This is a genomic window from Klebsiella sp. CN_Kp066 (assembly GCF_040065135.1).
Taxonomy (GTDB): domain Bacteria; phylum Pseudomonadota; class Gammaproteobacteria; order Enterobacterales; family Enterobacteriaceae; genus Klebsiella; species Klebsiella oxytoca.
Map to the genome: position 1 here is coordinate 1 of NZ_JBEAIU010000057.1, position 21,438 is coordinate 21,438.

26 protein-coding genes are annotated in these 21,438 nt (G+C 54.1%); 7 read left to right on the plus strand and 19 right to left on the minus strand.

Annotation, left to right across the window (positions count from 1 at the left end; translation table 11 throughout):
- The 9 genes from ABLV75_RS25000 to fkpA all read right to left on the minus strand — a co-directional run.
- Window positions 1-178, minus strand: a 178-nt coding sequence (locus tag ABLV75_RS25000; protein ID WP_000031655.1) for a GTP-binding protein, incomplete at its 3' end; no start/stop codon positions are given.
- 70 nt (window positions 179-248) lie between these two features.
- Window positions 249-2,363 carry an elongation factor G gene (fusA, locus tag ABLV75_RS25005; protein ID WP_004106369.1) on the minus strand — a complete coding sequence of 705 codons (2,115 nt, stop codon included), beginning with the start codon at window positions 2,361-2,363 and terminating at the stop codon, window positions 249-251.
- Between the two features lie 96 nt (window positions 2,364-2,459).
- Entirely contained in the window at window positions 2,460-2,930 is a 471-nt protein-coding gene (gene rpsG / locus ABLV75_RS25010; RefSeq protein WP_004106370.1) for a 30S ribosomal protein S7, read from the minus strand.
- 95 nt (window positions 2,931-3,025) lie between these two features.
- Window positions 3,026-3,400 (minus strand): 30S ribosomal protein S12, encoded by a 375-nt coding sequence (gene rpsL, locus ABLV75_RS25015; RefSeq protein ID WP_002920115.1) that lies wholly within the window; start codon window positions 3,398-3,400, stop codon window positions 3,026-3,028.
- A 124-nt stretch (window positions 3,401-3,524) separates the two neighbouring features.
- Window positions 3,525-3,812, minus strand: a complete 288-nt coding sequence (gene tusB, locus ABLV75_RS25020) for a sulfurtransferase complex subunit TusB (RefSeq protein ID WP_004106373.1) — start codon at window positions 3,810-3,812, stop codon at window positions 3,525-3,527.
- A 7-nt stretch (window positions 3,813-3,819) separates the two neighbouring features.
- A complete protein-coding gene (gene tusC, locus ABLV75_RS25025; RefSeq protein ID WP_004106374.1) occupies window positions 3,820-4,179 on the minus strand; it encodes a sulfurtransferase complex subunit TusC in 360 nt (119 codons plus the stop codon).
- Complete coding sequence (tusD, locus tag ABLV75_RS25030) at window positions 4,179-4,565, minus strand: sulfurtransferase complex subunit TusD (protein ID WP_004106378.1); 387 nt, start codon at window positions 4,563-4,565, stop codon at window positions 4,179-4,181. Before tusD ends, tusC begins: the two co-directional genes overlap by 1 nt.
- Window positions 4,565-5,287, minus strand: a complete 723-nt coding sequence (locus ABLV75_RS25035; RefSeq protein ID WP_004106380.1) for a transcriptional regulator — start codon at window positions 5,285-5,287, stop codon at window positions 4,565-4,567. The genes tusD and ABLV75_RS25035 overlap by 1 nt, the downstream gene beginning before the upstream one ends.
- A gap of 166 nt (window positions 5,288-5,453) precedes the next feature.
- Entirely contained in the window at window positions 5,454-6,290 is an 837-nt protein-coding gene (fkpA, locus tag ABLV75_RS25040; protein WP_004106382.1) for an FKBP-type peptidyl-prolyl cis-trans isomerase, read from the minus strand.
- A 222-nt stretch (window positions 6,291-6,512) separates the two neighbouring features.
- Between fkpA and ABLV75_RS25045 the strand changes: the two genes are divergently transcribed.
- On the plus strand, window positions 6,513-6,731 hold the full coding sequence (locus tag ABLV75_RS25045) for a protein SlyX (RefSeq protein WP_004106384.1): 219 nt from the start codon (window positions 6,513-6,515) through the stop codon (window positions 6,729-6,731).
- Window positions 6,732-6,790: 59 nt separating this feature from the next.
- Here the strand turns inward: ABLV75_RS25045 and slyD are convergent, their stop codons facing one another.
- The 4 genes from slyD to kefG form a co-directional block, all read right to left on the minus strand.
- Window positions 6,791-7,378 (minus strand): peptidylprolyl isomerase, encoded by a 588-nt coding sequence (gene slyD, locus ABLV75_RS25050; RefSeq protein WP_004106387.1) that lies wholly within the window; start codon window positions 7,376-7,378, stop codon window positions 6,791-6,793.
- 94 nt (window positions 7,379-7,472) lie between these two features.
- Window positions 7,473-7,673, minus strand: coding sequence for a YheV family putative zinc ribbon protein (locus ABLV75_RS25055; protein WP_004106389.1), 201 nt, complete (start codon window positions 7,671-7,673; stop codon window positions 7,473-7,475).
- 11 nt (window positions 7,674-7,684) lie between these two features.
- Entirely contained in the window at window positions 7,685-9,490 is a 1,806-nt protein-coding gene (kefB, locus tag ABLV75_RS25060) for a glutathione-regulated potassium-efflux system protein KefB (RefSeq protein WP_004106390.1), read from the minus strand.
- Entirely contained in the window at window positions 9,477-10,040 is a 564-nt protein-coding gene (gene kefG, locus ABLV75_RS25065) for a glutathione-regulated potassium-efflux system ancillary protein KefG (protein ID WP_024274771.1), read from the minus strand. Before kefG ends, kefB begins: the two co-directional genes overlap by 14 nt.
- A 172-nt stretch (window positions 10,041-10,212) precedes the next feature.
- Between kefG and ABLV75_RS25070 the strand changes: the two genes are divergently transcribed.
- The 4 genes from ABLV75_RS25070 (at window position 10,213) to ABLV75_RS25085 (ending at window position 14,428) form a co-directional block, all read left to right on the plus strand.
- The gene (locus ABLV75_RS25070) at window positions 10,213-12,117 is read left to right on the plus strand and encodes an ABC transporter ATP-binding protein (protein ID WP_004106394.1); all 1,905 of its coding nucleotides are present in this window, start codon (window positions 10,213-10,215) and stop codon (window positions 12,115-12,117) included.
- Window positions 12,118-12,309: 192 nt separating this feature from the next.
- Entirely contained in the window at window positions 12,310-13,308 is a 999-nt protein-coding gene (locus tag ABLV75_RS25075) for a hydrolase (RefSeq protein ID WP_160886763.1), read from the plus strand.
- Window positions 13,305-13,523, plus strand: a complete 219-nt coding sequence (locus ABLV75_RS25080; protein ID WP_004106398.1) for a YheU family protein — start codon at window positions 13,305-13,307, stop codon at window positions 13,521-13,523. The genes ABLV75_RS25075 and ABLV75_RS25080 overlap by 4 nt, the downstream gene beginning before the upstream one ends.
- Before the next feature lie 35 nt (window positions 13,524-13,558).
- Window positions 13,559-14,428 (plus strand): phosphoribulokinase, encoded by an 870-nt coding sequence (locus ABLV75_RS25085; protein WP_004106399.1) that lies wholly within the window; start codon window positions 13,559-13,561, stop codon window positions 14,426-14,428.
- Window positions 14,429-14,474: 46 nt separating this feature from the next.
- On the opposite strand, the gene ABLV75_RS25090 is transcribed toward ABLV75_RS25085, so the two are convergent.
- The gene (locus ABLV75_RS25090; protein WP_004106401.1) at window positions 14,475-14,879 is read right to left on the minus strand and encodes an OsmC family protein; all 405 of its coding nucleotides are present in this window, start codon (window positions 14,877-14,879) and stop codon (window positions 14,475-14,477) included.
- A gap of 304 nt (window positions 14,880-15,183) precedes the next feature.
- Between ABLV75_RS25090 and crp the strand changes: the two genes are divergently transcribed.
- Both crp and ABLV75_RS25100 read left to right on the plus strand, forming a co-directional pair.
- Complete coding sequence (crp, locus tag ABLV75_RS25095; protein ID WP_000242758.1) at window positions 15,184-15,816, plus strand: cAMP-activated global transcriptional regulator CRP; 633 nt, start codon at window positions 15,184-15,186, stop codon at window positions 15,814-15,816.
- Between the two features lie 51 nt (window positions 15,817-15,867).
- A complete protein-coding gene (locus tag ABLV75_RS25100) occupies window positions 15,868-17,946 on the plus strand; it encodes a YccS/YhfK family putative transporter (RefSeq protein WP_004106404.1) in 2,079 nt (692 codons plus the stop codon).
- Here the strand turns inward: ABLV75_RS25100 and ABLV75_RS25105 are convergent.
- The 5 genes from ABLV75_RS25105 to ppiA form a co-directional block, all read right to left on the minus strand.
- A complete protein-coding gene (locus ABLV75_RS25105) occupies window positions 17,936-19,156 on the minus strand; it encodes an aspartate aminotransferase family protein (protein ID WP_004106406.1) in 1,221 nt (406 codons plus the stop codon). The two genes, ABLV75_RS25100 and ABLV75_RS25105, sit on opposite strands and share 11 nt — an antisense overlap.
- 90 nt (window positions 19,157-19,246) lie before the next feature.
- A complete protein-coding gene (gene pabA, locus ABLV75_RS25110) occupies window positions 19,247-19,810 on the minus strand; it encodes an aminodeoxychorismate synthase component 2 (RefSeq protein ID WP_004106408.1) in 564 nt (187 codons plus the stop codon).
- 31 nt (window positions 19,811-19,841) lie between these two features.
- The gene (locus ABLV75_RS25115; protein ID WP_325911996.1) at window positions 19,842-20,444 is read right to left on the minus strand and encodes a putative adenosine monophosphate-protein transferase Fic; all 603 of its coding nucleotides are present in this window, start codon (window positions 20,442-20,444) and stop codon (window positions 19,842-19,844) included.
- Entirely contained in the window at window positions 20,434-20,601 is a 168-nt protein-coding gene (locus ABLV75_RS25120) for a YhfG family protein (protein WP_004106412.1), read from the minus strand. The genes ABLV75_RS25115 and ABLV75_RS25120 overlap by 11 nt, the downstream gene beginning before the upstream one ends.
- Before the next feature lie 107 nt (window positions 20,602-20,708).
- Window positions 20,709-21,278, minus strand: coding sequence for a peptidylprolyl isomerase A (gene ppiA, locus ABLV75_RS25125; RefSeq protein WP_004106413.1), 570 nt, complete (start codon window positions 21,276-21,278; stop codon window positions 20,709-20,711).
- Window positions 21,279-21,438 lie beyond the last annotated feature (160 nt).

Here is a 21,438-nt window from a genome sequence, read left to right on the forward strand (position 1 = left end):
CACGAGCTTTTTCTTCCGGCGCGTTATCGATCTGGTCGAATGCGCGAGCAGCACCACCGTAGGTTTTAGCCAGAACGGTAGTGATTGCAGCGGTCAGAGTAGTTTTACCATGGTCAACGTGGCCGATAGTACCGACGTTGACGTGCGGTTTTGTACGTTCAAATTTTTCTTTAGACACGGCTATATTCCTTACTATAGTGCTCTCCCCTTCAGGAGAGAGCACGGGACTTTGGTTTTAACCCTGCGGCTTATTTACCACGGGCTTCGATTACGGCCTGAGCAACGTTGTTCGGCGCATCATCATACTTCAGGAACTCCATGGAGTAAGAAGCACGACCTTTGGTCAGAGAACGCAGCTGAGTTGCATATCCGAACATTTCAGACAGCGGAACTTCAGCGTGGATCACAACGCCAGTCACGTTGGATTCCTGACCGCGCAGCATACCGCGACGACGGCTAAGGTCACCGATAACGTCACCAGTGTTCTCTTCCGGAGTTTCTACTTCAACCTTCATGATCGGCTCAAGCAGAACTGGTTTCGCTTTCTTAAAGCCATCTTTGAAGGCAATAGAAGCGGCCAGTTTAAACGCCAGTTCAGAGGAGTCAACGTCGTGGTAAGAACCGAAGTGCAGACGCACGCCCAGATCAACTACCGGATAACCAGCCAGAGGGCCAGCTTTCAGCTGCTCCTGGATGCCTTTATCAACGGCCGGGATGTATTCACCAGGAATTACACCACCTTTAATGTCGTTGATGAACTCGTAACCTTTCGGGTTAGAGCCCGGCTCCAGCGGGTACATGTCGATAACGACGTGACCATACTGACCGCGACCACCAGACTGTTTAGCGTGTTTACCTTCGATATCGGTAACTTTCGCGCGAATCGCTTCACGGTAAGCAACCTGAGGTTTACCGACGTTCGCTTCAACGTTGAATTCACGTTTCATACGGTCAACGATGATGTCGAGGTGCAGCTCACCCATACCGGCGATGATAGTCTGGTTAGATTCTTCATCAGTCCATACGCGGAAAGACGGGTCTTCTTTAGCCAGACGGCCCAGAGCCAGACCCATTTTTTCCTGGTCAGCTTTGGTTTTCGGTTCAACGGCGATAGAGATTACCGGCTCAGGGAATTCCATACGCTCCAGAATGATCGGCGCGTTAGGATCACACAGAGTATCACCCGTAGTAACGTCTTTCAGACCGATAGCAGCAGCGATATCGCCCGCGCGAACTTCTTTGATCTCTTCACGTTTGTTAGCGTGCATCTGTACGATACGACCGAAACGCTCACGAGCAGCTTTCACGGAGTTCAGGATGGTATCACCAGAGTTAACCACACCAGAGTACACGCGGAAGAAGGTCAGGTTACCCACGAACGGGTCGGTAGCGATTTTGAATGCCAGAGCAGCAAACGGCTCATCATCGCTAGCGTGACGCTCAGCAGGAGTATCTTTACCATCGTCCAGGATACCGTTGATCGCAGGAACGTCGACCGGGGATGGCAGGTAGTCAATTACCGCATCCAGCATCGCCTGTACGCCTTTGTTCTTGAACGCAGAACCACAGGTTACCAGGATGATTTCGTTGTTCAGAACGCGCTGACGCAGAGCAGTTTTAATCTCTTCTTCAGTCAGTTCTTCGCCACCCAGGTATTTTTCCATCAGCTCTTCAGAAGCTTCAGCAGCGGACTCGATCAGGTTCTGGTGCCATTCTTCGGCCAGTTCCTGCATGTCTGCCGGAATATCTTCGTAGGTGAAGGTTACGCCTGCATCTTCTTCGTTCCAGTTGATGGCTTTCATTTTCACCAGGTCAACAACACCGGTGAACGCTTCTTCAGCGCCAATCGCCAGCTGCAGCGGAACAGGGTTCGCGCCCAGACGGGTTTTGATCTGACCAACAACTTTCAGGAAGTTCGCACCCATACGGTCCATTTTGTTAACGAACGCAATGCGCGGAACTTTATATTTGTTTGCCTGACGCCATACGGTTTCAGACTGAGGCTGAACACCACCAACTGCGCAGTAAACCATTACTGCACCATCAAGCACACGCATGGAACGTTCTACTTCGATAGTGAAGTCAACGTGCCCCGGGGTGTCGATGATGTTTACGCGATGCGGTTCATACTGCTTAGCCATACCTGACCAGAATGCAGTAGTCGCTGCGGAGGTGATAGTAATACCACGCTCTTGCTCCTGCTCCATCCAGTCCATGGTGGCAGCGCCGTCATGAACTTCACCGATTTTGTGGTTTACACCGGTGTAGAACAGAATACGTTCGGTAGTAGTAGTTTTACCGGCGTCGATGTGCGCACTGATACCGATGTTACGGTAGCGTGCGATGGGTGTTGTACGAGCCATTTGATTCCTCGTTTATTTCTTTAGGCGTTCAGTTAAGTTATCCAAAACGGGCGACTTACCTGAAGCGCCCGCCTGGTGACTAAGACTCCGAAGGGATTACCAACGGTAGTGTGCGAACGCCTTGTTGGCTTCTGCCATACGGTGAACGTCTTCACGTTTCTTAACTGCAGTACCTTTGTTGTCTGCAGCATCAGAAAGTTCGTTCGCCAGACGCAGAGCCATGGATTTATCACCACGTTTACGAGCAGCTTCAACGATCCAACGCATTGCCAGAGCATTACGACGAACCGGACGGACTTCAACTGGAACCTGATAAGTAGAACCACCAACGCGGCGGGACTTAACTTCGACAGTCGGGCGAACGTTGTCGAGAGCGACTTCGAATGCTTCCAGTTCATTTTTACCAGAGCGCTGAGCCAGGGTCTCCAGCGCGCTGTATACGATTGCTTCTGCAGTAGATTTTTTACCATCTACCATCAGGATATTTACAAATTTAGCCAGCAGTTCTGATCCGAACTTAGGATCCGGCAGGATTTTACGCTGACCAATGACGCGACGACGTGGCATGGAAATACTCCGTTGTTAATTCAGGATTGTCCAAAACTCTAAGAGTTTAGTTTGACATTAATATAAAACGTTTGGCCTTACTTAACGGAGAACCATTAAGCCTTAGGACGCTTCACGCCATACTTGGAGCGAGCTTGCTTACGGTCTTTAACGCCGGAGCAGTCAAGCGCACCACGAACGGTGTGGTAACGAACACCCGGAAGGTCTTTAACACGACCGCCACGGATCAGGATCACGGAGTGCTCCTGCAGGTTGTGACCTTCACCACCGATGTAGGAGGTGACTTCGAAACCGTTAGTCAGACGCACACGGCAAACTTTACGCAGTGCGGAGTTCGGTTTCTTAGGAGTGGTGGTATATACACGAGTACATACGCCACGTTTCTGCGGGCAGGCTTCCAGCGCCGGCACGTTGCTCTTTGCAACTTTGCGCGCGCGTGGTTTGCGTACCAGCTGGTTAATTGTTGCCATTAAATAGCTCCTGGTTTTAGCTTTTGCTTCGTAAACACGTAATAAATCGCCTCATATAATATGAGGACGCAGAATTTTAGGGCGGTGCCGAAAAGGTGTCAAGAAATATACAACAATCCCGCCATTACCAGGACAACTGACCGGCATGTTTGACTGAAAGTCTGACGAAATCAGTATAGCTAACCCTGACGACACTGTCCGCAATTTGACCAGCCAGCCCGCGGGCTTCGATATCGTCTTGCAGAGCGTAGAGGGATATGGGGGCAGATTGCAGGATTTCAAGGAAACGGCCTTGAGCGACAGCGGCGATAACGCCGTCCGACAGCAGCAGCAGCTCGTCACCTTCTTTTATCAAACGGAGCATAGCCGCAATGTCGGCGTGCCAGGGGGATGTGCTTAATGTGTGGAGCATTCAGACCTCAGAAACGCAGTATCACGTTAAAATCGTCCAGCCGGGCGCGCAGAGCCTCTGGCTCCAGCCATTCACCGTCCACGACCCACGGCGTGGCGGAAGTCAGGCCGCGCTCGCGCGCTGAAGCCGCGCAAATCCAGCACTGTTCAATATCGTATAGCGACAGGAGTTTAAAGGTAGAGATATAATCGCGCGCCAGCACTGCGGCTGGCCGCTGATCCGGAAGGAGCTGAAATACGCCATCTCCGACGAAGAAGACGCCCATCTCTTCCGTCAGTGCGGATGTCGCCAGCAGGGCATCCAGCCCTTCCCTGCCCGATGCTGAGCCATGGGGTGCGGACGAAAAAATAAAGGCTATGCGTTTCATCAGAACTGCACCATCCGGTCGCAGGTTAAGGCAGCTTCCGCCAACGCACCTAATCCACTCAGCGTAAAGCCCGGCTGCAAATTATGCGCTGGCAAACTCAGCTGCTGCGCCTCCTGTGCATCGGTTATGCCACGGCGTAAAGCTGCGGCTACACAGATATGTAAGGAGACGCCGTGTTCGTCATGTAATGCCTGCCAGGCCCGGACCAGATCAAACTCATCGCTGGCGGGGGCAGTTAGCTGATTCGCATTGTAGACGCCTTCACGATAGAAAAAGATACTGAGCAATTCGTGGCCTTCCTGCAACACGGCTCGGGCAAACTGCAGTGCGCTGCTGGCCTGCTGCGTACCATAAGCCGGCCCCGTCACCGTAATGGCAAAACGCATTATTTATCCAGCCCCTGGAAATCTCCGCTTTTGAACTGACGAATATAGAGATATACCGTGTGCTTAGAGATGTTCAGCCGATCCGCTACCTGATTAATGGCGTCTTTGATATCAAAGATCCCTTTCTCATAGAGGTTCAGAACGATCTGACGATTTTTGGCGTTGTTAGAAACGTTGCGGTCGGCATTCACCTCTTCAATAGTGAACTCAAGCGTCTGTGCAACCAGGTCGTCAACCGATGAAGCAAAGTTGACCTGTGAATTCACTTCTGTCGTTTCTGGCGGAATAAAGGTGCTCATTATTTGCGAGAACGGCACGTCAAGGTTCATGTTGATGCACAGCAGGCCAATAACCCGATGGTCACGGTTGCGGATAGCGATGGTCACTGATTTCATCAGTACGCCGCTTTTGGCGCGAGTAAAATAGCATTTGGAAACGCTGCTATCGGCCCCAGTCATATCGTGCAACATGCGCAACGCAAGGTCGGTAATTGGCGAGCCGATCTGACGGCCGGTATGTTCACCGTTGGCGATACGAATAGCGGAACATTTTAAGTCCTGCAATGAGTGCAGTACGATTTCACAGTGGGAACCGATGAGCATCGCTAACCCGTCCACTACCGCTTCATAGGATTTAAGGATATCGAAGTCGGTCTGGTCAAAAGGACGTTGATCCAGCAAATCAAGCTCGCTGGTCTCGTTGGTTAAAAGCGACCTGGACATGGAAAAAAGCACTCCTTTTCAGGAGCCTGTCGTTATCGTCAGGGCAGGCTCATCATCATTATTAATCTATCTAAAGTAATACAGCGCCTGAGGTTCTTTCCAGTTTTAATTATATCTGCCCTCAATAAAAAAGCCGCCGCCCCTGGAGGCGGCGGCTTGAGCCAGATTACTTCTTCGCGTCAGCGGCTGGCGCTTCGGCCGCAGCTTCAGGCTTGGCGTCCGCTTTCGGAGCCGGTTTGATGTCCAACAGCTCTACATCAAATACCAGAGTGGAGTTAGCCGGGATACCCGGTACGCCGGTTTTGCCGTAAGCCAGATCCGGCGGAATGACCAGCTGAATTTTACCGCCTTTCTTGATGTTCTTCAGGCCTTCAGTCCAGCCAGGGATTACGCCGTCCAGACGGAAGGACAGCGGTTCGCCACGGGTGTAAGAGTTATCAAACTCTTTACCATCGATCAGCGTACCTTTGTAGTTAACAACAACGGTATCGCTGTCTTTCGGCGCTTCGCCCGTACCCGCTTTCTCTACTTTGTACAGCAGACCGGAATTCGCTTTTTTCACACCCTGCTTTTTCGCATAGGCATCGCGATAAGCTTTACCTTTTGCCTCATTCTCAGCAGCATCTTTTTCCATTTTCTGCTGGGCAGCGGTTTTTACGCGAGTTTCAAACGCCTGCAGAGTCTGTTCGATCTCCTGATCGGACAGCTTGCTCTTATCGGCAAAAGCGTCCTGAACGCCAGCAATCAGCTGAGCTTTATCTAATTTGATGCCCAGTTTTTCTTGTTCTTTCAGGGAGTTTTCCATGTAACGTCCCAGCGATGCACCCAGCGCATATGCAGATTTCTGATCGTCATTTTTGAATGCCGATTTGCTGTCCGTTGCAGGTGCCGCTTTCGCTTCGGTGGCTGCTTTGGTCACAGTTTCAGCAGCAAAGGTCAGCGGTGCATTCAGGGCGACGGCCATTGTGGTCGCCAGCAGCGTTACTTTAAACAGTGATTTCATCCATTTCTCCAGGGCCGGGGCATCTCACCCCAGGGTTATCATAAAAAACAAAAAACGTACTATAGAACGTTGCAGAACAAATCAACATACAGACGTACCTGAATATCGCCTCATTTCAGACTATTTTTGTATGAATTAGTTTCCTGTCAGGCGTAACGATGCTGCGTGAATGCTGAAACTTCAGTAGAATCCGCCCGCAGGATCAGACAGAAGAGGTTACTCATGCACGATAGCACTTTAGAGACTCGCCTTGCAGAGCTGGAGAGCAGACTGGCGTTTCAGGAAATCACCATTGAAGACCTCAACAAGACCGTCACCGCCCACGAGATAGAAATGGCCAGGATGCGCGAACATATGCGCCTGATGGTGGAAAAGCTGAAAGCTACTCAGCCCTCGCATATGGCTTCACAGGCAGAAGAAACGCCTCCACCGCACTATTAAGACGTAAAAAAAGCGGGTCTCCCCGCTTTTTTCTATTCCAGAACGCTAGCGCGATGGAATTAGTGGCAACCGCAGCCGCCGTTACCGCCGCAGCCGCCTTTGCCATGTTCATGGTCATGGCCGTGACCGTGGCCACCGCAGCAACCGTCATGATCGTGGTCGTGACCGTGATCGTGGCCGTGAGCGCCATGTACATGACCGTGTTCCAGCTCTTCCGCCGTTGCTTCGCGAAGCGCGACAACTTCAACGTTGAACTTCAGATTCTGGCCAGCCAGCATGTGGTTACCGTCAACAACAACGTGTTCGTCACCCACTTCGGTGATTTCTACCGGTACCGGGCCCTGATCGGTTTCCGCGAGGAAGCGCATGCCAACCTGCAGCTCGTCAACGCCCATAAACACGTCTTTAGGAACGCGCTGTACCAGGTTTTCGTCGTACTGGCCGTACGCGTCATTAGCGCCGACTTCTACGTCAAATTTGTCGCCCACTTCGTGACCATCCAGCGCGCTTTCCAGGCCGGAAATCAGGGAACCGTGACCATGCAGGTAGTCCAGCGGCGCGCTTACCGGAGACTCATCAACCAACACACCGTCTTCTGTACGTACCTGATAGGCCAGGCTGACCACCAGGTCTTTTGCTACTTTCATGATATCTCCTGAGCATGGGAAGAATAGTGGCGCAGATTGTAGCGGAATTCTGCAGCCGTGTACCCTTTAGCTTAAAAAAAGCCGCCCGATAACGCTAGTCCGGATGAAAAATGCCTATCACTTGCTCTTCTTTGCGAACATGCTCGCGGACCTCTTTATCCGCCTCTCGCATCTGGTGTCCACACTTAACGCACTCAACTATATCGACATTATTCTCACGCCACATCGCCAGCGAATCCTGAGCCTGGCACGCCGGGCATTTCGCCCCGGCAATAAAACGTTTACGCACAGCCATATCATTTACCTTTATTCAAATTCATCCCAGCCGTCTAACTGTCTGCTCTCTTTTTGCATCTCACGCTGAAAAATTTCCTCCAGCTCGCGCCTGGCTTCGCGCACGCGGGATATCTGCAGAGTATCACTATGAACCGGCATTAACTCACGCAACATTCGCATATCAAGACGCCGAAAATGCAGCTGCGCGCGCTGCGCCTGATGAGGATGCATGCCTAGCGAGATAAGCGCTTTACGCCCTAGCTCGAGCGCGCTGGAGAAGGTTTCACGAGAAAACTGCGCCACTCCCGCCTGCAGCAGTTCATGCGCCTCGACGCGTCCTCGCGCTCGCGCCAGAATATGAAGATGTGGAAAGTGTTGTTGACACATCTCGACCAGCTTCATGGTATCTTCCGGCTCATTGCAGGTAATGACGATCGACTGCGCCTCTTCGGCTCCTGCCGAGCGCAGGAGCTCCAGCTGCGTCGCATCGCCAAAGTAGACCTTATAGCCATATTGGCGCATCAGATTGACCGCGCTGATATCGCGCTCCAGCACCGTAATACGCATTTTGTTAGCCATCAGCAGGCGGCCAATCACCTGACCAAAGCGCCCAAAACCAACGATAATGACCTGCGGTTTATCATCTTCGACCCACGGAGCCTCGCCCTCCTCTTCGGATTGATTGAATCGGCGAGAGAGTATTTTGTCGATTAGCTTCATCAACAGCGGCGTGGTCATCATCGACAATGTCACCGTCACCAGCAGTAGAGCCATTTGATCGTTCTGAAAAAGGCGCATCGAGGCAGGTAATGAGAACAGCACAAAAGCGAATTCTCCCCCCTGGCTCAGCACTCCGGCAAACTGCACCCGTTCTGCGCTACGCAGGCCGTACACCCGCGCAAGGAGATACAGCACGACGCCTTTTACCGACACCAGTATTGCGACGCTGGCCGCTACCCATAGCAGGTGGGTATAGAGCACGCCAAGGTTCAGCGCCATGCCAACGGAAATAAAAAACAGCCCGAGCAGGAGCCCTTTAAAGGGCTCAATAGCGATTTCCAGTTCGTGGCGATACTCACTCTCGGCCAGCAGAACGCCGGCGATAAAGGTCCCCAGCGCCATCGACAAACCGAGCGCATCCATAAATAAAGCCGATGCAAGAACCAGCAGCAGCGTCGCTGCGGTGAAGACCTCCCGCACGCCGGATCCGGCGATAAAACGAAACACCGGCCTCAGCAGAAAACGGCCGCCAACCAGCATTCCGCCAAAGGCCAGGACCTTCATCCCGATGGTGAGCCAATTAAAGTGGTCGTCACCTGAACCGGCAAACAGGGGCACCACCGCCAGGGCCGGGATAACGGCCAGATCCTGAAACAGCAGTACGGAGAATCCCAGTTGCCCGGACTCGCTGCGGCTCATGCCTTTCTCACGCATCAGCTGCAGCGCCATCGCGGTTGAAGACATCGCCAGCCCAAGTCCGCCCACCACCGCTGCGCGCCATGAGAAGTCGCTAAGCATGAGCAAGCCGCCAAGAATGAGCGCGCTGAAAGCGACCTGCGCGGCGCCTACGCCGAAAATTGAGCTTCTTAGCCGCCAGAGCTTGGACGGATTCAGCTCCAGCCCAATAATAAACATCAGAAAGACGACGCCTAATTCTGAGAAGTGAAGGATTTCATCAACATCGCTGATAAACCCTAACCCCCAGGGGCCAATGGCGATACCGGCCAGCAGATACCCCAGCACGGCGCCAATACCCAGCCTCGCCGCCAGCGGTACCGCCACCACCGCGGCAAACAGAAATAACACCCCGGCCAGCAGTAAATCAGCTCCCGCCATTTGTACCTCCAGCCGTTACAGGATTAGCCAGCCAGTCGCGGTAGGCACGAGCGCGGCTTTTCAGATCGTCAGGCGATTGCCGCCGCGCCCAGTAGACGATAATCGGGCTTATCCAGTGCATGCGGCACATGCCGGCGGTCAGTTCGAAAGGGCGAAGAATGTCATTTATTGGATAGCGATGGGCATCACGTCGATAGGCGCTCTCCGGCTCCCCGGTGGTAATCACGCTACGCCAGTACTTTCCCGCCAGCTGGTTCCCTCCCGCCCCGCTGGCAAAACCACGGCTGAGCACCCTATCCAGCCACTCTTTCATCAGCGCCGGACAGCTCCAGGTATAAAGCGGATGCTGAAAAACAATCACCTCATGCTGGCGCAGGAGATCCTGCTCATGGGCGATATCGATAAAAAAATCCGGATAGTGCGCGTAAAGATCGTGCACGGTAACATTCGACAACTGTAAGGCCGGTTCAAGCAAAACCCGGTTGGCCACGGAATCCTGAGATTCTGGGTGGGCATACAGCAGCAAAACCTTCGCTGTCTGAGACATCATTCCCCTCCCGAACGTCTTCTGGCGGCCTGTGCAGCGGCTGCGTCCCGACGCAACCAGAATGACTTTGTGTATCGTCTTCATTTTGGGCTACCATTGCGGCCCGGTTGAGCGATTCGCTCCACACTACATTATCATAATGACAAATTAACATAGTCAGAACATACGGCGCCTTATGATTGTTTTCTCCTCGTTACAAATTCGTCGCGGCGTACGCGTCCTGCTGGACAACGCCAGCGCCACCATCAACCCAGGGCAAAAAGTCGGCCTGGTGGGTAAAAACGGCTGCGGTAAATCCACGCTGCTTTCGCTTTTGAAAAACGAGATTAGCGCCGACGGCGGCTCGATGACTTTTCCCGGTAGCTGGCAGCTGGCCTGGGTTAACCAGGAAACGCCAGCCCTTCCTCAGCCGGCTATAGACTATGTTATTGACGGCGATCGCGAATTCCGCAAGCTGGAGGCGGATTTGCACGCGGCCAACGAACGAAATGACGGACATGCCATTGCGACGGTCCACGGTAAGCTGGATGCCATCGATGCCTGGACCATAAGATCCCGCGCGGCCAGCCTGCTGCACGGCCTCGGTTTCAGCAATGAACAGCTTGAGAGGCCGGTGAGCGACTTTTCCGGCGGCTGGCGCATGCGTCTTAACCTCGCCCAGGCGCTTATTTGCCGTTCCGATCTGCTACTGCTTGATGAACCGACTAACCACCTCGACCTCGACGCGGTAATCTGGCTGGAGAAGTGGCTCAAAAGCTACAGCGGCACGCTGATCCTGATCTCCCACGATCGCGACTTCCTTGACCCAATCGTCGACAAAATTATTCATATCGAACAGCAAACGATGTTCGAATATACCGGCAACTACAGCTCTTTCGAAGTGCAGCGCGCAACCCGCCTTTCTCAACAACAAGCGATGTATGAGAGCCAGCAGCAGCGCGTGGCCCATCTGCAGAGCTATATCGATCGTTTCCGCGCGAAAGCGACCAAAGCCAAGCAAGCGCAAAGCCGTATCAAAATGCTCGAGCGTATGGAGCTCATCGCCCCTGCCCACGTTGATAATCCGTTCCACTTTAGCTTCCGTGCGCCGGAAAGCCTGCCCAATCCACTGCTGAAGATGGAAAAAGTCAGCGCCGGCTATGGCGAGCGCGTCATTCTCGATTCGATCAAGCTGAATCTGGTTCCAGGGTCGCGCATCGGTCTGCTGGGGCGTAACGGAGCGGGTAAATCCACGCTGATTAAGCTGCTGGCCGGCGAGCTACAGCCGCTGCGCGGTGAAATTGGCCTGGCGAAAGGCATCAAGCTTGGCTACTTTGCTCAGCACCAGCTTGAATTCCTGCGCGCGGACGAATCCCCGCTCCAGCATCTTGCCCGCCTGGCGCCGCAGGAGCTGGAGCAGAAACTGCGCGACTATCTGGGCGGTTTCGGGTTCCAGAGCGACAAAGTCAACGAAGAGACAAAGCGTTTCTCCGGCGGCGAGAAGGCGCGCCTGGTGCTGGCGCTGATCGTCTGGCAACGCCCTAACCTGCTGCTGCTTGATGAACCGACCAACCACCTCGATCTCGACATGCGCCAGGCGCTAACTGAAGCGTTAATTGATTTTGAAGGCGCCCTGGTGGTGGTCTCCCACGACCGCCATCTGATTCGTTCCACTACCGACGATCTTTATCTGGTGCACGATAGCAAAGTCGAACCTTTCGACGGCGATCTCGAAGATTACCAGCAGTGGTTGAGCGACTCGCAAAAGCAGGAAAGCCAGGCATCGGAAGAACCGAAAGAAAACGGCAACAGCGCCCAGGCGCGTAAAGATCAGAAACGCCGCGAAGCCGAGCTGCGTACGCAAACCCAGCCGCTGCGTAAAGAGATTATCCGTCTGGAAAAAGAGATGGAGAAGCTCAACGCCCAGCTGGCGCAGGCGGAAGAGAAGCTCGGCGACAGCGGCCTGTACGATCAAAGCCGTAAAGCAGAGCTTACCGAATGTTTACAGCAGCAGGCCAGCGCAAAGTCCGGCCTCGAAGAGTGTGAAATGGCCTGGCTGGATGCGCAGGAACAGCTGGAGCAGATGCTGCAGGAAGGCTAGCGACAACATGCGCTACAGCGAGGCGGGGAAACCCGCCTGTTTACCTCTCTCTCCGCGGCTTTTTACACGTAACCTGCCTACCGATTAGCCGCAAGACCACATATTGGCTAACCTGCGTACTTCATGCGCGGTATAGTATGGATAAAGATTATTAATTGCTCTGGTGCTATGGTTGATATCACTCCTACAGAAATGACGCCCCCGGAAAACGACTCGCAGCAGTTTCATCCGATGCGCGGCGTAGGCAATCGTCATTTGCAAACCATGTTGCCGCGGCTAATCCGTCGCAAACTCCGTTTCACTCCCCACTGGCAGCGTCTTGAACTGCCGGATGGCGACTTTGTCGATCTGGCCTGGAGTGAAGATCCTTCTCAGGCACGCCATAAACCCAGACTGGTGGTATTTCATGGTCTGGAGGGCAGCCTGCACAGCCCTTACGCACACGGACTTATCCATGCGGCAATGCAGCGCGGCTGGCTGGGCGTGGTGATGCATTTTCGCGGCTGTAGCGGCGAACCCAACCGAAATAACCGCATCTACCATTCGGGCGAAACGGAAGACGGCTCCTGGTTTCTGCGCTGGCTCCAGCGCGAATACGGTTCGGCCCCGACCGCAGCGGTAGGTTATTCGCTCGGGGGCAATATGCTGGGCTGCCTGCTGGCAAAAGAAGGCGACGATATTCCGGTCGATGCCGCGGTGATCGTCTCGGCTCCGTTTATGCTGGAAGCCTGTAGCTATCATATGGATAAAGGTTTCTCACGCGTTTATCAGCGCTATTTGCTTAATCTGCTAAAAGCCAACGCCGCACGTAAGCTAAAAGCCTATCCTGGCTCTCTGCCCGTCGATTTACGTCAGCTAAAAAGCATGCGCCGTATCCGCGAATTTGACGACAGCATCACCGCGAGGATCCACGGTTTTGCCGATGCGCTGGACTATTATCGCCAGTGCAGCGCCATGCCGCGCTTAAGCGATATCACGAAGCCCACGCTGATTATTCACGCAAAAGACGACCCTTTTATGGACCATCACTCGATACCGCCGCAGGAACAATTGCCGGCGAATGTCGAGTATCAGCTGACGGAGCACGGCGGGCACGTTGGGTTCGTCGGCGGTACCTTGCGTAAGCCAGAGATGTGGCTTGAAAGACGCATTCCGGATTGGCTAACCCGCTGGTTAGGAGGAAAATTATGATCATACCCTGGCAAGAGCTCGCTCCCGAAACGCTGGATAGCCTGATCGAAAGTTTTGTCTTGCGCGAAGGCACCGATTATGGTGAACATGAACGTTCGCTGGTTGATAAAGTCTCTGATGTAAAACAGCAGCTAAAAAGCGGAGAGGCCGTGCTGGTATGGTCAGAGCTGCACGAGACGGTCAACATCATGCCCCGCAAGCAGTTTCACGGCTAAGGCGGCACACACTATCGTTTATCCAGGGAGTTGTTATGTCTGCCAAACATCCGGTGATTGCCGTCACGGGCTCCAGCGGCGCGGGTACCACAACCACCAGCCTCGCTTTCCGCAAAATCTTCGCCCAGCTGAATCTGCATGCCGCTGAAGTCGAAGGGGATAGCTTTCACCGCTACACCCGCCCGGAAATGGACATGGCGATCCGCAAAGCGCGGGATCAGGGCAAACATATCAGCTACTTCGGCCCAGAGGCCAACGACTTTGGCCTGCTGGAACAGACGTTTTCTGAGTATGGGCTAAGCGGCAAAGGCCAGTCGCGCAAGTATTTACATACCTATGACGAAGCCGTGCCGTGGAACCAGGTTCCGGGGACCTTCACGCCCTGGCAGCCGCTGCCCGAGCCGACTGACGTCCTCTTTTACGAAGGCCTGCACGGCGGCGTCGTGACGCCGCAGCACAACGTCGCAAACCATGTCGACCTTCTGGTCGGCGTGGTGCCCATCGTCAATCTTGAGTGGATCCAGAAGCTTATCCGCGACACCAGCGAACGCGGCCACTCTCGGGAGGCGGTGATGGACTCGGTGGTCCGCTCGATGGAGGACTACATCAACTTTATCACCCCGCAGTTTTCGCGCACCCATCTCAACTTCCAGCGCGTCCCCACGGTGGATACGTCCAATCCCTTTGCGGCCAAAGCCATCCCTTCCCTGGATGAAAGCTTCGTGGTGATTCATTTCCGCAACCTGAAAAATATCGATTTTCCGTGGCTTCTGGCGATGCTTCAGGGTTCGTTTATCTCACATATGAACACGCTGGTGGTACCGGGCGGAAAAATGGGGCTGGCGATGGAGCTGATTATGGCGCCGCTGGTTGAACGGCTGATGGAAGGCAAGAAAATAAGCTAGCTGCGATCGCCCCGGCGGCAACATAACCTACCGGGGTCGGTTCCGTTTATCCTTCGATCACTTCATAAGAGTGAGTAATGTTTACCGCCTTCTCAAGCATCAGCGCCACCGAGCAGTATTTTTCCGCCGACAGGTCAACGGCGCGGGAAACGGCCGCGTCTTTCAACTCCTTACCGGTCACGATAAAGTGCAGATTGATATGGGTAAACAGACGCGGCGCCTCTTCGCGACGCTCCGAGGTCAGCTTAACTTCGCAGTTGGTGACGTTATGACGCCCCTTCTGCAAAATGGAAACCACGTCAATCGCGCTGCACCCGCCTGCCGCCATCAGCACCATTTCCATCGGGCTGGGCGCTTTATCCCCGGAATTACCGTCCATCAGAATCTGGTGGCCAGAAGCCGACTCACCGATGAAGGTTAACCCTTCAACCCACTTCACTCGCGCTTGCATAAATTTAACTCCAGGGCTGTAATTTTCCTGACAGATTACGCGTAGATAACAATTCTCGCAACGGAAGGCGACCTGGGTCATGCTGAAGCGAGACACCAGGAGACATGCGGCGAAAGCTATGCTAAAACAGTCTGGATGCTACAGTAATACATTGATGTACTGCATGTATGCAGAGGAGTTCACATTACAGGCTGCAGAACACTTTCAGCCGGATTCCCAGGTATAGGGATTCAATACGATTGCATGCCCGGATGCCGTGTAGTGTCGGCACCCGGAGATAGCTTATAACAGAGGATAACCGCGCATGGTGCTTGGCAAACCGCAAACAGACCCTACCCTTGAATGGTTCTTGTCTCATTGCCACATTCATAAGTACCCATCAAAGAGCACGCTGATCCACCAGGGTGAAAAAGCAGAAACGTTGTACTACATCGTTAAGGGCTCCGTGGCTGTACTCATCAAGGATGAAGAAGGTAAAGAGATGATCCTCTCTTACCTCAACCAGGGCGATTTCATCGGTGAATTAGGCCTGTTTGAAGAAGGTCAGGAGCGTAGCGCCTGGGTACGTGCGAAAACCGCATGTGAAGTGGCCGAAATCTCCTACAAAAAATTCCGTCAGCTGATCCAGGTTAACCCGGATATCCTGATGCGTCTCTCTTCGCAGATGGCGCGCCGTCTGCAGGTTACGTCGGAAAAAGTGGGCAACCTCGCTTTCCTCGACGTGACTGGTCGTATCGCCCAGACGCTGCTGAACCTGGCAAAACAGCCGGATGCGATGACCCACCCGGACGGTATGCAAATTAAAATTACCCGCCAGGAAATCGGTCAGATTGTCGGATGCTCTCGCGAAACCGTTGGCCGCATCCTGAAAATGCTGGAAGATCAAAACCTGATCTCGGCACACGGTAAAACTATCGTCGTCTACGGTACCCGTTAAGTCGGTAAAACGGCGTATTGCCTGACAATACGCCGTTTTTGTTTTTCCCTCATGTGGCGCAGGCTGATTTACCACCCGGAAGTCAACTATGCACTGCGGCAAACGCTGGTGTTGTGTCTGCCGGTTGCGATAGGGCTTCTGTTCGGTCATCTACAGCAGGGTCTGCTGTTTTCTCTTGTTCCCGCCTGCTGCAACGTTGCCGGGCTGGATACACCGCATAAGCGTTTCTTTAAACGCCTGATTATCGGCGGCTGCCTGTTTGCCGGCAGTAGCCTGATCGTTCAACTCCTTCTGCAGCGAGAAATACCTTTGCCGCTGATCCTCACGGGTCTGGCGCTCATCCTCGGCGTCACGGCCGAAATCAGCTCGCTGCACGCAAGGCTGCTGCCCGCCTCGCTTATCGCGGCTATATTTACGCTCAGTCTCGCGGGCAACATGCCGATTTGGGAGCCGCTGCTGATCTACGCGCTCGGGACGTTATGGTATGGCGTTTTTAACTGGATCTGGTTCTGGCTATGGCGCGAACAGCCGCTGCGCGAATCCTTAAGTCTGCTGTATCGCGAGCTGGCCAATTATTGCGAGGCCAAATACAGTCTGCTTACCCAGCATACGGACCCCTCAACATCGTTGCCGCCGCTGCTTAATCGACAGCAAAAGGTGGTAGATCTGATAACCCAGTGCTATCAGCAGATGCATATGCTGGCAGCCAATCAGCGCAGCGATCATAAACGCCTGCTGCGCGCATTCCAGGTTGGACTGGACCTGCAGGAGCATATTTCCGTCAGCCTTCATCAGCCGGAAGAGGTGCAAAAACTGGTGGAGCGCAGCCATGCGGAAGCGGTGATTCGCTGGAACGCGCAAACCGTTGCCGCCCGCCTGCGGGTGCTGGCGGACGATCTCCTTTACCACCGTTATCCTCAGCGCTTTCAGATGGATAAACAGATCGGTGCGCTGGAAAAAATCGCCTGGCAGCATTCCGATAACCCGGTCGGGCAGTTTTGCGCCTGGCATTTCAGCCGTATTGCCCGGGTTCTGCGCACCCAGCGGCCGCTGTACGCGCGTAACCTGATGGCGGATAAAACCCGTCGCCTGCCGCTGCTGCCTGCCCTGAAAAACTATCTGTCGCTTAAGTCGCCGGCCTTACGAAATGCGGCGCGTATCAGCGTGATGCTGAGCGTCGCCAGCCTGATGGGCAGCGCGCTGAACCTGCCAAAACCCTACTGGATCCTGATGACGGTTCTGTTCGTGACGCAAAACGGCTACGGCGCCACCCGAGTACGCATCGTCCACCGGGCTGCAGGAACCATTGCCGGGCTGGTCATTGCCGGACTGACGCTGCACTTTCACGTCCCTGAAGGCTATACGCTGACCGCGATGCTCTTTATCACGCTGTTAAGCTATCTGATTATCCGCAAGAACTACGGCTGGGCGATGGTCGGATTTACGGTAACGGCAGTGTATACCCTGCAGCTACTCACCCTGAACGGCGAACAGTTTATCGTTGCCAGGCTGATTGATACGCTGATTGGCTGCCTGATCGCCTTCGGGGGTATGGTCTGGCTATGGCCGCAATGGCAAAGCGGCCTGCTGCGCAAAAATGCCCACGATGCGCTGGAAGCCGATCAGGATGCTATCAGGCTGATCCTCAGCGACGACCATCAGGCCCCGGCGCTGGCCTATCAGCGAATGCGCGTCAACCAGGCGCATAACGCGCTGTTTAACTCGCTGAATCAGGCAATGCAGGAACCCGGTTTTAACTCGCACTATCTGGAAGATATGAAGCTGTGGGTTACCCACAGCCAGTTTATTGTCGAGCATATCAACGCCATGACCACCCTGGCGCGCGAGCACAATATGCTCACGCCAGATCTGGCGCAACGTTATCTGGAGTCCTGCGAGATTGCGCTCCAGCGCTGCCAGCAGCGGCTGGATTCCGATGGGCCGGGCAGCGCAGGGGATGTGAATATCATGGAGGCGCAGGATGCGGAGGTTCCTCGCGGCCCGCTCAGTACAATGGAGCAGCATCTGCAGCGCATCCTCGGGCATCTGAACACCATGCACACGATTTCATCGGTGGCATGGCGTCAGCGTCCGCATCATGGCATCTGGCTGCGCGCCACTAAGCGCTGAGCACCCGCTCAACAGCCTGGGCAAAGCGCGTCATGCCTTCAGCAATATCGCTATCATCAATCACCAGCGACGGTACAAAGCGCATCACGTCCGGTCCGGCATTGAGCACCATGACACCAGCCTCTGCGGCGGCGTAGAGGAAATCGCGCGCCTTCCCGTGATACTGCGGCTTAAGCTCGGCGCCGATAAGCAGCCCCATGCCGCGGATATCGCTGAACAGATCGAACCGCGCGTCAATTTGCTGAAGGTGCTCAACAAACAGCTCGCGCTTCGCGGTGACGCCGTCCAGCACTTCCGGTGTGTTAATCAGATCGAACGCCGCTCCGCCCACCGCGCAGGCCAGTGGGTTACCGCCGTAGGTCGATCCATGAGAACCGGCGTGGAACGCGCTGGCGATGTCATGGGTGGTCAGCATCGCGCTGATTGGGAAACCGCCGCCCAGCGCCTTGGCGCTGGTCAGAATATCCGGCGTCACGCCATAGTGCATATAAGCAAACAGCGAGCCCGTGCGCCCCATACCGCACTGAACTTCATCAAAGACCAGCAAAGCCTGATGCTGGTCGCACAGATCGCGCAAGCCTTGCAGAAATTCCGGCGTCGCTGCGGTCACGCCGCCTTCTCCCTGAATCGGCTCGACCACCACCGCGCAGGTATGATCGTCCATCACGGCTTTCACCGCGTGTAAATCGTTAAACGGCACGTGAACGATATCGGCCGGTTTAGGCCCAAAACCATCGGAATATTTCGGCTGCCCGCCAACGGAGACGGTAAACAGCGATCGACCGTGGAATGCGTTATGGAAGGCAATAATTTTGGTTTTGTACGGACTATGGCGAGTGACGGTATAGTGGCGCGCCAGCTTAAAAGCCGTTTCGTTGGCTTCGGTTCCGGAGTTCATAAACACGACGCGATCGGCGAACGTCGCATCAACCAGCTTACGCCCCAGGCGCAGGGCCGGTTCGTTGGTAAAAACGTTGCTGGTATGCCACAGCTTTTCACCCTGTTCATGGAGTGCCGCCACCAGCGCCGGATGGCAATGTCCGAGCGCAGTCACGGCAATACCCCCGGCGAAATCAACGTACTCTTTCCCCTGCTGATCCCATACCCGGCTTCCTTTGCCCTTCACCGGAATAAATTCCGCCGGTGCATAAATTGGCAAAATAACCTCATCGAATGTCGCGCGGGTGATCGCCGGTTGTTCAGTTGCCATGTCGTGCCCATCCCTCTTCGTTATGCGATAGTGATTATGATAATCTAATCACAAAATATGCATAAAAAATCAACCCATGGCAACTACAAATCACCGATTGAAGAAGTTTGCCAGCAGCTGGTGGCCCTGTTCGCTGAGAATGCTCTCCGGATGAAATTGCACGCCCTCAAGGTCGAATTCGCGGTGGCGAATGCCCATGATCTCACCCTCCTCGCTGCGAGCGGTCACCTCAAAGCATTCAGGCAGCGTTAGCGGGTCAATCAGCAGGGAGTGGTAGCGGGTCACGGTTAGCGGATTATTGAGGCCACGAAATACCCCCTGGCCACGATGGCTAATGGGGGACGTTTTCCCGTGCATGACTTTGGCCGCCCGCACGATCGCGGCGCCGAAAACCTGGGCTATCGCCTGGTGGCCCAGGCAAACGCCTAAGATTGGCGTCTTGCCGGAGAAGTGGCGAATAACCGCCAGCGAAATCCCGGACTCATTCGGCGTGCAGGGCCCCGGCGAAATAACGATTTTCGCGGGCGCCAGCGCAACAATTTCCGCTAACGTCAGCTCGTCATTACGCCTGACCTGCACTTCTGCCCCAAGTTCGCAGAAATACTGGTACAGATTCCAGGTAAAAGAATCGTAGTTATCGATAAGCAGGATCATAGCGGCTCCGGGAACAAAGAACCGCGCTATTCTACTCAGTTTCCGCAGCTTCGCTTACCACTTTACGAAATATCGTCTGCAGTGGAGAAAGGTCGCCCATTGCGCCACTCTGGTTGGCCTGGTTCCATACATCGACGGCAATATCACGCCAGTCCAGCGTATAGCCAGCATGAATAGCCAGTTGTTCAAAGAAAATGCGTTGCGCCAGGCCGTTGCCGATTCGGAAAGGATGCAGGACGTTAATTTCGCAGTAGTAATGAGCGAGACGTTCAATGAATTTATCCTGAGCAAGCCCCACCAGATAGCCTTCCTCTTCCAGGGCCTGAAAGAGCGTGTTCCCCTCTTTTTCGATATAGGCGAAATGGCAGAAACGGGTGTCGCCCTGATAGATATCCACTTCACGCAGTTGTCCCGCCCAGTCGAAAATATCCTGATAGAGCTGGCGATGAATCGCGCAGAGATGAGGCAAGCCGCGCACCAGTGGCCCGAGTTCGATGGTTGCCGTGCGTAGCGCGGTCAGCTCCCACGCCGCCTGCTCAAGGCGCTGTGCCTGGCGGATACCTAAGCGGTTACGCATGACCTGCAGACCGGAGTAAAGATAAGGATCCCGGCCCTCACCAAATTTATCGCTCATAGTGGCTCCTTAACGCCGCAATACGCGCCAGGGCTTCTTCGGGAGTAAGGTTGATTAGCGGAATATCGACGCCCTCCAGCCGCCGGCTGGCCTGAAAATTCACGTTGCGTCGATCCTCCCAGAGTCGGGATTTCTGTTTTTCGGTGAGCTTTTTCATTTAACACCTCCCTGACATGTCCGCAGTAGCCACAAGTATAAGCGGCAAAAAGCGATTTCGCAGGGAAGCGGGGAATGCGCGGGTGAGCGTTACCCGCGCAATTAAGATTACGGCAGTACTTTTGCGGAAAGAATAACGATAGGTTTGGACGGAACATTTTGATACGGCCCAACGTTGTGAGTCGGCACCTGAGAAATTTTATCCGCGACGTCCATGCCTTTGACTACTTTACCAAACACCGCATAGCCGAAATCACGCTGGCCATGATCGAGGAAGGCGTTATCCGCAATATTGATAAAGAACTGGCTGGTGGCGCTGTCCTGATCGGCAGTACGCGCCATGGCGATGGTGCCGCGCATGTTGCGCAGACCGTTGTCGGCTTCATTTTTAATCGGCGGATTAGGCTGTTTCTGCTGCATCTGTTCGTTAAAGCCGCCGCCCTGCACCATAAAGCCCGGGATCACACGGTGAAAAGTGGTGTTGTTATAAAAACCGCTGTTCACGTACTTGAGGAAGTTATCAACCGAGATGGGCGCTTTCTGGCTATTCAGCTCAAGCTCAATATTGCCCGCAGACGTGGTCAGCAACACATGAGGATCCCCCTTTGCCGCCATGGCCGGGGAAAATGCTGAAATGGCGAAAACGGCAGCCACCGCCGCGAGAGTTGATTTGAGCATGGAAATTCCTTAACGGAGCAGAATAAAAACCGAGTGCTTTGATTCTAAAGAGCCTTTGCATCCTGGGCTAGCCTTTTACCTAATTTTACTTAGCTGAAACACTTGTAACGATGGGCCAGGCGCTCCGCCAAATAATCAAATGTGATACAAGTCACACTAA